At 69.8% G+C, this 13,204-nt stretch carries 12 protein-coding genes and 2 riboswitches; of the genes, 5 read left to right on the top strand and 7 right to left on the bottom strand.

What is annotated here, in order from left to right; all coding sequences use genetic code 11:
- Positions 1-12 precede the first annotated feature (12 nt).
- Positions 13-1,113, top strand: coding sequence for a mandelate racemase/muconate lactonizing enzyme family protein (locus JJQ90_RS25680; protein ID WP_216879156.1), 1,101 nt, complete (start codon positions 13-15; stop codon positions 1,111-1,113).
- Here the strand turns inward: JJQ90_RS25680 and JJQ90_RS25675 are convergent, their stop codons facing one another.
- Positions 1,114-2,814 carry a gamma-glutamyltransferase family protein gene (locus JJQ90_RS25675; RefSeq protein ID WP_230410994.1) on the bottom strand — a complete coding sequence of 567 codons (1,701 nt, stop codon included), beginning with the start codon at positions 2,812-2,814 and terminating at the stop codon, positions 1,114-1,116.
- A gap of 186 nt (positions 2,815-3,000) precedes the next feature.
- On the opposite strand from JJQ90_RS25675, the gene JJQ90_RS25670 reads away from it, so the two are divergent.
- The 3 genes from JJQ90_RS25670 to JJQ90_RS25660 are packed head-to-tail and all read left to right on the top strand — an operon-like array spanning position 3,001 to position 5,192.
- A complete protein-coding gene (locus JJQ90_RS25670; protein WP_216879155.1) occupies positions 3,001-3,684 on the top strand; it encodes a FadR/GntR family transcriptional regulator in 684 nt (227 codons plus the stop codon).
- A 49-nt stretch (positions 3,685-3,733) separates the two neighbouring features.
- On the top strand, positions 3,734-4,711 hold the full coding sequence (locus JJQ90_RS25665; protein ID WP_216879154.1) for a Bug family tripartite tricarboxylate transporter substrate binding protein: 978 nt from the start codon (positions 3,734-3,736) through the stop codon (positions 4,709-4,711).
- A complete protein-coding gene (locus tag JJQ90_RS25660; RefSeq protein WP_216879153.1) occupies positions 4,704-5,192 on the top strand; it encodes a GAF domain-containing protein in 489 nt (162 codons plus the stop codon). Before JJQ90_RS25665 ends, JJQ90_RS25660 begins: the two co-directional genes overlap by 8 nt.
- Here the strand turns inward: JJQ90_RS25660 and JJQ90_RS25655 are convergent, their stop codons facing one another.
- The 6 genes from JJQ90_RS25655 to JJQ90_RS25630 all read right to left on the bottom strand — a co-directional run bounded on the left by JJQ90_RS25655 (position 5,193) and on the right by JJQ90_RS25630 (position 11,713).
- Complete coding sequence (locus JJQ90_RS25655; RefSeq protein WP_216879152.1) at positions 5,193-5,747, bottom strand: carboxymuconolactone decarboxylase family protein; 555 nt, start codon at positions 5,745-5,747, stop codon at positions 5,193-5,195.
- A gap of 55 nt (positions 5,748-5,802) precedes the next feature.
- Positions 5,803-7,170 carry a cytochrome P450 gene (locus JJQ90_RS25650; protein ID WP_216879151.1) on the bottom strand — a complete coding sequence of 456 codons (1,368 nt, stop codon included), beginning with the start codon at positions 7,168-7,170 and terminating at the stop codon, positions 5,803-5,805.
- Positions 7,167-8,804: a Dyp-type peroxidase gene (locus JJQ90_RS25645; RefSeq protein WP_216879150.1), complete on the bottom strand. Its 1,638-nt coding sequence runs from the start codon at positions 8,802-8,804 to the stop codon at positions 7,167-7,169. Before JJQ90_RS25645 ends, JJQ90_RS25650 begins: the two co-directional genes overlap by 4 nt.
- A 7-nt stretch (positions 8,805-8,811) precedes the next feature.
- A complete protein-coding gene (locus tag JJQ90_RS25640) occupies positions 8,812-9,762 on the bottom strand; it encodes a hypothetical protein (protein ID WP_216879149.1) in 951 nt (316 codons plus the stop codon).
- A 13-nt stretch (positions 9,763-9,775) separates the two neighbouring features.
- Positions 9,776-10,423 carry a hypothetical protein gene (locus JJQ90_RS25635; RefSeq protein WP_216879148.1) on the bottom strand — a complete coding sequence of 216 codons (648 nt, stop codon included), beginning with the start codon at positions 10,421-10,423 and terminating at the stop codon, positions 9,776-9,778.
- A 153-nt stretch (positions 10,424-10,576) separates the two neighbouring features.
- Positions 10,577-11,713 carry a M20 family metallopeptidase gene (locus JJQ90_RS25630; protein WP_216879147.1) on the bottom strand — a complete coding sequence of 379 codons (1,137 nt, stop codon included), beginning with the start codon at positions 11,711-11,713 and terminating at the stop codon, positions 10,577-10,579.
- A gap of 105 nt (positions 11,714-11,818) precedes the next feature.
- A riboswitch (glycine riboswitch) is annotated at positions 11,819-11,927 on the top strand.
- Positions 11,928-11,940: 13 nt separating this feature from the next.
- Positions 11,941-12,053: riboswitch (glycine riboswitch) on the top strand.
- A gap of 47 nt (positions 12,054-12,100) precedes the next feature.
- On the opposite strand from JJQ90_RS25630, the gene gcvT reads away from it, so the two are divergent.
- Complete coding sequence (gcvT, locus tag JJQ90_RS25625; RefSeq protein ID WP_329959521.1) at positions 12,101-13,201, top strand: glycine cleavage system aminomethyltransferase GcvT; 1,101 nt, start codon at positions 12,101-12,103, stop codon at positions 13,199-13,201.
- The last annotated feature ends 3 nt before the right edge of the window (positions 13,202-13,204 follow it).

Below are 13,204 nucleotides of genomic sequence, written 5' to 3'. Positions count from 1 at the left end.
GGAGAGAACAGCATGACCCGCATCCGCGCCATCACCGCGCAGGTCGAGCGCCTGCCGGCCGTGAAGGCCGCCGCCAACTATGCCGGGCGCGAGACGCCTACCTTCGTGCGCTGCCGCGTGGAGACCGAGGATGGCCTGGTCGGCACCGGCGTCACCGGCCGCTTCCTGGCGGAGGAGGTGGCAGCGCTGATCCAGCGCATGGAGGAACCGCTGCGCGGCGCGGATGCGCGGGCCATCGAGGCCATCGGCCCGCGCCTGACCGCGCAGTACAACACCCGCAACGCCACCGGCGCCTTCGTCTCCGCTTTGTCGGCACTGGACATGGCGTTGTGGGATTTGCGGGCACGCGGGCTGGGGGAGCCCTTATGGCGGCTGCTCGGCGGCGCGCGATCCGCGGTGCCCTGCTACGCCACCGTCGGCCTGCCCGGCTATGACGAGGCGCAACTCGTAAAAGTCTGCCACGACGCGGTCGAGCAGGGCTTTCGCGGCGTGAAGATGCTGGTCGCCGCCGGCGGGCGTGGCGTGGCGGAGGATGCAAAACGGGTGCGCGCGGTGCGGGACGCGCTCGGTGCGGAACCGCTGCTGATGCTCGATGCCAATTGCGGGTTGGATGTCGCCACTGCCCGCCGCCTGGCGATGCTGGTGGAGGAGTGTGACATCGCCTGGTTCGAGGAACCGGTGCTGGGCAACGACCTCGCCGCGCTGGCCAGCCTGCGCCGCGCCATCCGCATCCCCATCGGCGCCGGGCAGATGGTGCAGTCCATGGCCTGGTTCCGCGACGCGCTGGCGATGGGCGCGGTGGACTGGCTGCAGCCCAATGCCGCCTTCTGCGGCGGCATCAGCGCCGCGCTGCGCATCCTGACGCTCGCGGAAGCCTATGGCACGCCGGTGGCGCATGCCGGTGGCTGGGACATCGCCAATGCGGCGCTGATGGGCGGCCATGCCCAGGGCGGGCTGCTGGAGATGCACGGCGCGCAGCTCGCCTTGCGCCAGCGCCTGTCGGAGGACATGACGCCGGAGCGGGGCGTGATGCAACTGCCCGACCGCCCCGGCATTGGCTTCGCCTTTCGGGAGAGCGTGACGGCCGAAGGTGCGACGTCACAGAAGATCTGATCAGCGCCCGATGGCATAGGCCTGCATCAGCCGGGGGGTGGCGGCGGCGAGCACAAAACCATCCCGCCGCCCAACCGCACAGACCCGGCCGAGCGACCAGGGCGGCTCCACCTTCACGCCATGACCGCGCGCCTGCAGGGCCGCGATGACCTCCGGCCCGAAGCGCTCCTCCAGCAGCAGCTTCCCGGGCTCCACCGTGCGCGGATAGAAGCTCTGCGGGAAATGGCGGCTGGTGAAGAGCGGCAGGTCGATGGCGGCCTGCAGGTCCAGCCCGTGATGCAGATGCCGCAGCAGCACGGCCAGGGTCCATTGGTCCTGCTGGTCGCCGCCCGGCGTGCCGAGCGCCAGGACGGCCTCGCCGTCCCGCGTCACCAGCGTCGGCGTCAGCGTGGTGCGCGGGCGCATGCCGGGGCGCAGCGTGCTGGGATGGCCCGGCGCCAGCCAGCACATCTGCCCGCGGGTGGAGATGGAGAAGCCCAGCCCCGGCACGGCCGGCGAGCTTTGCAGCCAGCCGCCGGAGGGGGTGGCGGAGACCATGTTGCCCCAGCGATCCACCACATCCAGATGCACCGTGTCGCCCCACTCCACCGGCAGCGGCGCGAAGGTGGGCTCGCCATGGCCGAGGCCCACGGGCCTCTCCGCGCCGGCCATCGCCAGCACCTCCCGCATCCGCTGCGCCGCGCCCGGCAGGTCGCCGGGGCGCAGTTCCATGGAGGCCTGTTCCGTCACCAAAGCGCGGCGGGTGGCGGCATAGTCGGCCGAGAGCAGCGTCGCCAGCGGCACCTCCACCGCATCCGGATCGCCGTAGAACACCTCCCGATCCGCATAGGCCAGCTTCAGGCATTCGACGATGGTGTGGATGAAGCGCTCCCCGGCCGGGTCCATGGCGGCGAGGTCAAAACCCTCCAGCAGCGCCAGCGCCTGCAACAGCACGGGACCCTGGCCCCAGGGGCCGGTCTTGTGGACGGTCACGCCGTGATAGTCGCGGGCGACGGTGGGCTCCACCCGGGCGCTGTAGCGGGCCATGTCCGCGCCGGTCAGCAGGCCGCGATGGCGGCGGCCGGAGGAATCCATCAGCTCCGCCTGACGGTAAAAGCGGTCCACCGCCTCCGCAACAAAACCCTGGTAGAAGGCGCGGCGGGCGGCCTCGATCTGCGCCTCGCGGTTGCCGCCAACGGCCTCCGTCTCGGCCAGGATACGGCGATAGGTGGCGGCGATGCCGGGCGTGCGCAGCAAGGCGCGCGGGCGCGGCACCTCCCCGCCCGGCAACCACACCTCGGCGGAGCTGGGCCATTCGGCGGGGAAGAAGTCCTTGGCCGGCAGGATGCTGGAGGCGACGCGGGGCAGCACCGGAAAGCCGTCCTCGGCATAGCCGATGGCGGCTTCCAGCACGGCGCGGGGCGACCAGGTGCCATGGTCGCGCAGCAGCAGCATCCAGGCATCGAAGGCACCTGGCACCACGGCCGGCAGCAGGCCGGTGCCGGGCACCTGTTTCAGGCCGAGTTCGAAAAAGCGTTCCGGCGTCGCCGCCATCGGCATGGGGCCCTGGCCGCAGATCACCTGCGGCACCTGGCCGGGGTGTTGCAGGATGATCGGCACCTCCCCGCCCGGGCCGTTCAGATGCGGCTCCACCACCTGCAGCACGAAGCCGGCGGCGATGGCGGCGTCGAAGGCATTGCCGCCGCGCTCCAGCACCGACATGCCGACGGCGCTGGCGATCCAATGGGTGGTGGCGATGGCCCCGAAGGTGCCGCGGAGCTCTGGGCGCGTGGTGAAGATGGGGCCTCTCCTGAACCAATTGAAATTGGTTCCGCCTCACTGGCGGATATCCGGCCCTCATTGCCGCATCCTCTTCCCATTTTCCAGGACCAATACTAGTCTGGTTCCATGAACACCGAGGATGACGCCCGCGCCCGCCTGGAACGCCACCTGCATGAGGCAGGGCTGCGGGAGGGCGACCGCCTGCCGCCGGAACGCGAACTCGCCCCCCTGCTGGGGCTCAGCCGCCGCGCCTTGCGGGGTGTGCTGCAGCGGATGGAACTGGAACGGCGCGTCTGGCGCGGCGTCGGCCAGGGCACCTGGCTCGGCCTGAAGCCCGCCGCCGGCCCCGCCAGCCGGGCCCTGGCCAGCGACCCGTTGGCGGTGATGGAGGCGCGGCGCACGCTGGAGCCGGCCTTGGCTTCGCTCGCCGCGCTGAAGGCGACGCCCGCCGATATCGAGGCCATCCGCCGCTGCGCCAGCCGTGGGGTGGAGGCGAAGGACGAGGAAAGCTGGGGCCGCTGGGACGCCAGCTTCCACCGCGCGGTGGCCGCCGCCTGCCAGAACACCCTGCTGCGCGACGCCTTCGAGCAGATCGAGGCCTGCCGCGCCGGCACCGCCTGGGGCCATCTGCGCGGCTTGATCGCCACCCCCGCACTGCGCCGCCAGGCCGCCGCCGAACACCAGGCGGTGGCGGAGGCGATTGCCGACCGGGATGCAGCCCAGGCGCACCGCGCCATGTGGCAGCACCTGCAATCGATCCACCAGGCGATCCAGGCGACCGATGCCGGGCGCTTCTCGGACGCCGCCTGACACCCTTCTTCCCCAGCCGCCGGCCGTCGCCGGCATAAGGATGCAGAGCATGACCCAGATCACCCGCCGCACGGCCCTGGCCGCCGGTCTCGGCCTCGCCGCCGCCCCGGCCTTCGCGCAGGACCGCTACCCGAACCGCCCCGTCAGCATCGTCGTGCCCTGGGCCGCTGGCGGCACCACGGATATCCTGGCGCGCGTGCTGGCGGAGCCGCTGCGCCGCTCCCTCGGCCAGCCCTTCGTGGTGGAGAACCGCTCCGGCGCCTCCGGCAATATCGGCTCCAACGTCGTGGCGCGGTCGCGGCCGGATGGCTATTCGCTGCTGTTCGGGTCGATGAGCACGCATGCGATGAACGATGCGCTGTTCAACAACATGCCCTTCAACGGTGCCGAGGATTTCACCGCCATCGCGCTGCTGGCCTATGTGCTGAACACGATGGTCATCCACCCCTCCGTGCCCGCCAATACGGTTCCGGAGTTCATCGCCTATTGCAAGGCGAACCCGGGCAAGGTGGCCTATGCCTCCGCCGGCCTCGGTTCCACCAACCATCTCTGCGCGGCGATGTTCGAACGCATGGCGGGGGTGGAGATGGTGCATGTGCCCTATCGCGGCGGTGCGCCGGCGGTGCAGGACACGGTGGGCGGCCAGACCCAGCTGTTCTTCAGCGCCGGCACCCAGACCCTGAGCCATGTCCGCGACGGCCGGCTGCGGCTGCTGGCCGTGACGGAAGGCCGCCGTTCCAGCCTGCTGCCGGATGTGCCCACCGTCGCGGAAACCGTGCCGGGCTATGAGATGGCGGTGTGGTACGGCGCGCTGGGGCCGAAGGGCATGCCGGCGACCCTCGTCACCCAGATCAACGCGGAGATCAACAAGGCGCTGATGCAGCCGGAGGTGAAGGACCGCATGGCGGCGATCGGCGTGGAGGTGGTGAATGAATCCGCCGATGCCTTCGGCCGCACGCTGCGGGCCGATGCCGAGAAATGGGGCCGCGTGATCCGGGAGCTGGGCATCGGCATGACCGATGCCTGATGCGGTGCTGACCGCGCCACAAAGGGCCTTGTTGACGGCGGCCGCGCGCGATGCGCGGCCGCTGGCCCTGCTGGGGGCGGCGGAGGCGGTGGCGCGGCAGGCGATGGGCCATGGGCTGTGCACCGCCATGCGCTTCGACGCGGCGACCATGACGGTGCGCCGCATCTTCAGCACCGACGCCGCCGCCTATCCGGTCGGCGGCGCCAAGCCGAAGCGGGACACCGCCTGGGGACGGCATGTGCTGGAGGAGCGGAAGGTTTTTGTTGGCGAAGGTGCTGCCGCCATCACGGCTTTCTTCGACGACCACAAGCTGATCCTGGGCCTCGGCCTGCGCAGCATCGTCAACGTGCCGATCCTGCATGCGGGCGCCTGCCTCGGCACGGTGAACTTTCTGTTCGGCTCGGAAAACGTCCAGCCGGAATGGCAGGCGCTGGCGGAACTGTTGGGGCTTGTCGTCACTCCGGACTGGCTGGCGGGCTGATCAGTCTGAAGGTAGCGGAAAGGCATTGAGATGCGGCTGGTAATCCGGCTCCACCTCGATGCCCGCCGCGCCCAGGAATCGCACCACGCCGCAGTAGAAGGCAACCACCACCAGCAGCTCCGTCAGCGCCGGCTCGTCGAGATAGGCGCGCAACTCCGTGAAGGTGACGTCGCGCAGCGCATCCGCGCCTTCCGCCATCTCCCGCGCCGCGCGCAGCACGGCACGGGCGATGGGTTCCAACCCGCTGGCCTCGCCCCGCGTCTCCGCCGCGATGGCGTGCAGATCGGCATCCGTCACGCCAAAACCGCGCCCGATAGCCACATGATGCGACCATTCATAGGGGGAGCGCGTGACCCAGCCGACCTGGAGGATCGCCAGTTCGCGCAGCCGCCCATCCAGCACGCCCTGGTGGCGGATCTGGTTGGCCAGGCCGAGGAAGGCGCGGGTGATCCCCGGATTGTTCACCATGGCGCGGTACAGATTGACCGGCCGCACCAGAAGCGGCTTGTCCTCCGCCGCCAGCTCGTCCGCGTCGCGATAGGGCAGGCGCGCCATGTCGTGTCCTCCGCTTTTGGTCAGCAGACCATTGCGCGGCGGCGCCCGCAAGCGGTTACAGACTGTCGAATTCCAGCCGAAAGTGCACCGGGAAGGGGGTGCCCGCGCCATCCACCTGCCCGGCCGCCCCGGGCGCACGGCGCAGCCCCTGGCGGCGCAGCAGCGGCTTCAGCATCTGCGGAATCACCGCCTGGTTGATATGCGCGCCGAAGCAGGTGTGCATGCCATAGCCCCAGAGGATGTAGCCGCCCGCCTCCCGCCCCGCCCGGAATTCCTCGGGCTTTTGCAGCGCGATGGGGTCGAACATGGCGGAGAGGTTGGCCGCCAGCACCATCGCCCCTTCCGGCACGCGCCGCGCCCGCAGCGTGCCGCGCGCGATCACCGTCTCCCGCACCGCGCGGCGATAGATGAAGGGGTTCACGGGGTCGAAGCGCAGCGCCTCCCAGACTATGGCGGCGAGCGCGGCATCGTCATCGGCGCGGGCGGCGGCCTGGGCGGCCTCCAGCGCTTCGGGCCGGTCCAGCAGCACGTCCAGCGCCTTGACGCTGGCCTTGGACAGGGTGGGCACCAGGCCGATCAACAAGCCGATCAGGTTGTTGCGGATGCCGAGGTCGTCCATCCCCGGCACGCCCGCCGCCTGCAAGGTGAGGCAGCGGTCCAGCACCTGGTCCGTGCCGGCCGGGGCGGATTTGCGGGCGGCGATGGCGACATCCAGCCAGCCGCGGCATTCGGCGGCGGCCCGCATCGCCGCCTGCGTCACCGCCTCCTCTCCCGCCAGGTCGACGAAGAGGTACCAGAACATCCGCGTGGTCCAATCGGCCATGACGGGGCCGGAGGGGCCGGGCGTGCCGAAGTAATGGCCGAGCAAGCCGGTCAGCACCGGCAGGGTCAGCGCCTGCGGCACATCCAGCGCGCCGCCGCTGCCGGCCACGATCGCCTCCGCCTGCGATGCCACAAAGGGAATCACGATGTCCGGCAGGTCGCTGCGCCGCACGGCGAGGCGCATGTTGGACACGTCCCGCGTATAGGCCGGGCTGTCCTGCATGCCGAGGAAGAAGTTCTCGCCGGCGGTGATGGCGCGCATCTTGGGTTCGTAGACGACGGCGAAATCCGTCTCGCGTTCCAGCACCTCCGTCACATCGGCATGGCGGGTGACGATGACGGTGCCGGTGTTGTCATAGGCCGCGATCAGCTTGCGGCTCAGCGCAAGGTTCGGCTTCGCCGCACGCAGCAGCGCGAAGACCAGCCGCTGATTCGCCGTGGCGCCGAGCAGCGCGGCGATGCGCTGCTTTCTTCCGTCAGCGCCACCGGAATAGGCCCTGGCGCCGCGCAGCGCGAGCTTCCCGGCAGCACCCAGCGCCGCGCCCGCCATGCCGAGGCGCACCGCAGTCGCGCGCGCCGCATTCCCCAGGAGCCCGCTCATGTCGGGTCCACGATTCCGGCGGCGATCATGCGCAACGCCGTCATGCTGGGGACGAAGAAATACTCGCCACCGCGCGTCTCCACGAATTGCGGCAGACGGTCGCAGATGAAGGGCGGCTTGCCGGAGGCGGGGTCGGCGGCGATGACGAATTTCGCATCCTCGCCGTGATTGCCGACGATCGGGCAGGTGTCGTTGCCGGTGTTGAAGTCCAGCCCGTACTGCATCCATTGCTGCTGCACGAATTCGAACTGCCGGAACAGGCTGGCGCAGGTGGCGAGCATGACGATGCCATGCTCCTGGTCATCCACCGTCGCGCCGGGCGCGGCCTCGCCATAGGGCAGTCCGCGGCGCAACAACCGGCGGCGATTGTTCAGCACGGAGCCACCCCATTTCTTCGGATCCGGGGATGTCAGCAGCGGGTCCATCATGTCGCGCGTATTGGAACGCCGCAGATGCGATCCGAAGGGGCATTTGGCGCCCAGCGGATCGTCGCGGAAGGTGAAGTCCACCAGCGCACGGTCGAGCGCCGCCAGCGTCGCCCTGTCCCCCGCCTTCGCCGCCGCGACGCGCCGCGCCTGCACGGCGCGCCATTCGGGATAGGTCGGCGCGGAGATCAGCGGCACGCCATCCGACCAGCGGCCGGCGATCTTGGCCTTCAGCGTCTCGCAGGCCTCCTCCTGCCCCACCTGCATCACCTTGGCGAATGTCACCGCCATGCGGTCCATGGCATCGCGGAACGCGGCGACGTTCTGGTGCAGCTTGCGATAGGCGATGAAGGTGCCGTTGCGGGCGAAATCCAGTGGCATGGGGCCGCCGGCGATCTCCTGCGATTCATCCGGATGGCCGAGCAGGAATTCGCCCGCGGCGAGCGGCGCCCAGCTCTGGTCCGGCAGCAGCTTGCCCTGGCCGACCACCCGCGCGGCCATCTTGTCCGGTTCATGCTGGCCCTCGAAGACCGGGTCACCAATGGCGTCAACGAAGCCAAAATGCTCGGTGGGCAGCGGGGTCTTCGTGCCATCCGGCAGGCTGCCCAGCAGCGCCGACAGATCCTGCCAGCGCTCATCCGCGCCGCGATGGCCCGACAGCAGCGTGACCTTCCCCTGCATCGCATGAATGAAGCCGAGAATCTCCCGCGTTACCTCATCGAGGCGCTCCACCGGCGTGCCGTCATCGTTCATCTGCGCGTTCAGCGTCAGCAGCACATGCACGCGCCGCCTGGGATCGTCGCGCCAGAGCCAGACCGGGTCCCAGGCCTCCTCGATGTGTTTCGGGAAATTGTCGCAAAGGATGTCGGCGCGGGCGGGCATGCCGTCGATGAATTCATCGGGCATGCCGCGCAGCGTGCGGATCGGCACGCCGAGCGCCAGCAGACCCCAGAAGGTGAAGGCGACATTCACCGCCACCTGCGGCCGGCGCTGGAACACCGTGCCGGGCGGTGGTTCCTTGTCCTTGGAGGAGGGCCAGCGCAACGCCGTGGTGACATAGGGCCGCAGCATGTCGAGCAAGGTGCGCCCGGCCCGCGCATCCGCGATGTTCAGCAGCAGGAAGCGCCCCTTGGGAAAGCCGAGGCGGCCATAGGCGGTGAGGACATTGCCCTGGATATCGGCGAGGTCGAGCTGCACGGCCATGCTCATGATCTCCTCAGCACTTGACCACGCCGGGGCGCTGGGTGGGTGCGGCCGCATCCTCCGGCCTGTGGCGCGCCAGGAAGTCGCCGAAGGCGGCGTGCAGCGTCGCGGGGTCCGCGCCCTGGGTGTCGATGGCGAAGCGGGTGACCTGCTGTTGCAGATACAGCGCCTTCAAAACCGATGGCAGGTCGGAGCGCGGCGCCATCGGGAAGGGCACGGCGGCGGCCGCCATCACCCGGGAATAGGCCCACCACAGCGCGACCGGCAGCGCCACCAGCCCGGCCAGCGACAGCCACAGCCAGCCCTGCGCGAAGATGCCGATCAGCAGCCCCAGCACCAGCGCCCCGGCCGCCACCAGCGCCGGCAGCAGCAGGCGCTTCAGCGGCAGCGGCGTGAGCGGCGGCGCGCCCTGCCAGTAGTCGTTGAAGGGCATGGTGGTCTCGACCTGGCAAGCGCGGATCAACCCGGAAAAACCCGCCGCATCGGTCAGCCGCGCATGGCCGTCGCAATGGCCGAAGATGTTGCGCAGCTCCGGCTCCATGATCTGCCAGAGATGCGCCAGGTAGTCGTCCAGCGCCGCCTGGCTGCCATCCGGCGCGTCGAAATCCGCCACGAAGATCAGGTAGGAACAGGGCAGCCGGTCCACCGGATCCGCCACGCTCGGCTGCTTGCCCAGGCCCAGCGCCACCGCGATCGGGTCACGCTGGCCGCGCCCGTTGAAGGCCACATCATCGAGAATGGCGAAGCGGGCAAAATGCGTGCGGTTGCCGCGCGCGAAGGGGCTGTTGAGGCCGATCTTCTCCGTCGCCGGGGTCTGCAAGGCCGTCGGCAGCGCCGCCAGCGTCGCGCGCAGCTCATGCAGATGGGAGGTGACGGTCGCATCCGTGCGCGGATCGGCGCAGAGGTCGCCGCGGATCGGCACCAGGGCGGTGAGGAAGTAGTGGCCGCCGTCGAAATTGGGCATGGTTCGTCTCCCCTCAGTCGCGCGGCCGGCGGATCAGCGCCTCTCGGTTCAGGTCGGCATTCTGGGTGTCGTTGCTAGCCACGGGCGCATGACCCGGGGAGGGCAGGTCGTTCTGGATGGCGACGAAGGCGCGTCGCCAGGCCTCGGCGAATTCCGCCGGGGGCAGTTTCGCATGCTGGGTGCGCAGGTCGTCCAGCACCGACCAGACCCGCAGCGCCGCCTTGATGTCGCGCTGCGCCGCGCCGGGGGTGGCGTTGTAGTAGTAGCCGGTGTCGATCTGGTTGGCGCGGATGTAGTTCTTGAAGGGCGTGATCGGGATGGAGCCCGGGTATTTCGTGCTGGAATACCAGAACAGGTCCAGGCCGTTGGGAATGCCGTCGCTGAAGGCGTCGATATACTGGTCCCAGGTGCCGTTGAAGTTGCTGACGAACAGCATGTAGTCATTGTCGATGACAGGCCTGCCCTGGCCGAGATCGGGCCATTGGTCGCGGCGGATCATCACCCAGCGGGCGAAGTGGATGATGGAAAGGCCCAGCAGCCCGCCCAATTGCTGTGGCTGGGTGCGCGCCACCATGAACAGCAGCCGGTTGATCCAGGTCTTCCAGGGCCGCATGGGGGTGACGACGTTCATCCCATAGGCCTTGCCCGCGACATTCGACATCGGTCAGCCCCCCGCTTCTACGACCATGGCCGGCGTGAAGGTCGCCACGCTAATCCGACCATCGGTCGTTGCAAGGACAAAGCCTTCGCGCCGCAGTTGCACGAAACGCCCCGAAACAGTGTTTCGACGGCGCGCGGCCTTGCCTGCCCCCTGTCAGCCCGGCCTTTCCAGCGTCTCGAACAGCCGCACGAACAGCCGGGTGCGTGGCACCAGGCAGCCGGTCAGGATGTGCTCCTCAAAACTGTGCGGGCCGCCGCCGATGACGCCGAGACCGTCCAGCGTCGGCACGCCGAGCGCGCCGGTGAAATTGCCGTCGCTGCCACCGCCGGCCACACGTTCCCCCAGCACCGGGAAGGGGCCATCGGCCGCCAGCGCCTTGGCCTGATCGTACAGCGCCTGGCCCGCCGGGGTCTTGGCGAAGGGTGGGCGGGACAGGCCGGGCACCACCTCCAGCACCACATCCGGGTCATGCGGGCGCAGCGCGAACAGGGCGTCGCGCAGCTCCGCCGCCTCCACCGCCGTGGGCACCAGCGCGTAGCAGATGGCGCGGCATTCCACCGGCACCATGTTCTCATGCGTGCCGCCCGAAATCGTGCCAATATTGACGTAGAAGTTGCGCGCGTAATCCGTCAGCGCCTCGATCGCCAGCACCTGCCGGGCCATTTCGCGGATGGCGGAACGGCCCTCCGCATGGGTGGCGCCGGCATGGGCGGGGCGGCCGATGGTGCGCAGGTGGTAGCGCGCGATGCCGTGCCGGCCGACCGTCAGCCGGCCGCCCTCCCCTGAAGGTTCCGGCACCAGCACCGCCGCGTGGCGCAGCGCCTCCGCCTCGATCGCGGCGCGGGAGGAGGGGCTGCCCGCCTCCTCATCCGGGATCATCATGAAACTGACCGGCAGGCGCGGCCGGCGGCCCTGGGCGTGGATATGTTCCAGCGCGGCCAGCGCCATCGCATTGCCGCCCTTCATGTCATAGGTGCCGGGGCCATAGGCGCGGTCGCCCTCCACCCGGAAGGGCAGCTTCGTGGCCAGGGTGCCGACCGGATGCACCGTGTCGATATGGCCCAGCAGCAGCAGGCCGGGGCCGGGTTCCTCGCCCGCGATCCGGCCGATCAGGATATCGGCATAGCCGTCGGTGCCGGGAATGCGCTCGATTCGGGCGCCGATGGCGCGCAGCTTCGCCTCCACATGGTCGGCCATGCGGTTCACCGCGGCGACATCCTGGGTCGGGCTTTCGATCTCCACCCAGCCGCGCAGGGCGGCCAGCAGCGCCGCTTCCGTCAGTTCCAGCATCGTTTCCCCATGTCGTTCCGGCCGGATACCATCAGGTCGGGCGGGGTCTTCGGCAAGACCGCCGTTGCGCGGGCGGGTCCGCTCGGGCATACGGGCCTCTCCCGTCTGAACCACGCGGGAGAGAGTGTCGCGGCAGCCCGGCGGGCTGACGGGACGCCGCCGAAGGCGCAACCGGCCCCCGGAAACGCTCAGGCAAAAGGGCCGCGTGGGATGTCGCCGAAAGGTGGCGACGGGTCTCTGGAAAGCTCGCCTTCCGAACGGGGGGCGGCACCGACGGAGTAAGGTCCGGTTCGCAAAGAACCCGGCCGAATCTCTCAGGTCACCGGACAGAGGGGGGTCACGGATCACCCGGCGCCATTTCGGCGGTGGGAAGCCTTTGGGGGCACCGTGGCCGAATCCGAACTGTTGGAGACCCCGCTCGCATCGCTGCACCGGGAATTGGGCGGGCGCATGGTGCCCTTCGCCGGCTATGCCATGCCGGTGCAATATCCCGCCGGCATCCTGACGGAACATCTGCATGTGCGGGCCAGCGCCGGCCTGTTCGACGTCTCCCATATGGGTCAGGCAGAGCTGTTGGGCGAAGGTGCCGCGGCGGCCCTCGAAAAGCTGACGCCGGCGGATGTGCAGGGGCTGAAGCCCGGCCGCCAGCGCTACGGCGTGCTGATGACGGAGACGGGGGGCATCCTCGATGACTTCATGGTGGCCAATCGCGGCGACCGGCTGTTCCTGGTGCTCAACGCCTCCCGCAAGCATCTGGATATCCCGGCGATCGAGGCGGTGCTGCCCAGCGGCGTCACGCTGCGGCCGCTGCCAGACCGGGCGCTGATCGCGCTTCAGGGGCCGCAGGCGGTGGCGGCGCTCGCCACGCTGGCGCCCGGCATCGCCACCATGAAGTTCATGGATTTTGCCGAGCACAGCATCGCCGGCGTGAACTGTCTGGTCAGCCGCAGCGGCTATACGGGCGAGGATGGCGTCGAGATCTCCGTACCTGCCGAACAGGCCGACATGCTGGCCAAGGCGCTGCTGGCGCTGCCGGGCGTGCAGCCCGCGGGCCTTGGTGCGCGCGATTCGCTGCGGCTGGAGGCCGGGCTCTGCCTCTACGGCAACGACCTGGACGAGACCACCAGCCCGGTCGAAGCCAATCTGGTCTGGACCATGGGCAAGCGCCGCCGCATGGCCTGGGATTTTCAGGGCGCCGAGCGCTGCCGGGCCGAACTCGACAACGGGCCGAGCCGTCTGCGCATCGGCATCCAGCCGGAAGGCCGCCAGCCCGCCCGTGGCCACACGCCGGTGCAGGCCGGCGGCCAGGTGGTCGGCGAGATCACCTCCGGCGGCTTCGGCCCCTCCGCCAATGCGCCCGTCGCCATGGGCTATGTCGCGCGCGGCGCGGCGGCCGATGGCACGGCGCTCGAACTGATGGTGCGCGGCAAGGCCCTGCCCGGCCGCGTCGCCGCCCTGCCTTTCATCCCCCACCGCTACGCCCGCTGAAAA

It is taken from the genome of Falsiroseomonas oleicola, from assembly GCF_019029495.1.
GTDB lineage: Bacteria > Pseudomonadota > Alphaproteobacteria > Acetobacterales > Acetobacteraceae > Falsiroseomonas > Falsiroseomonas oleicola.
Note: the sequence above shows the minus strand (reverse complement) of the source record. Positions and strands in the feature narration are given on the sequence as shown.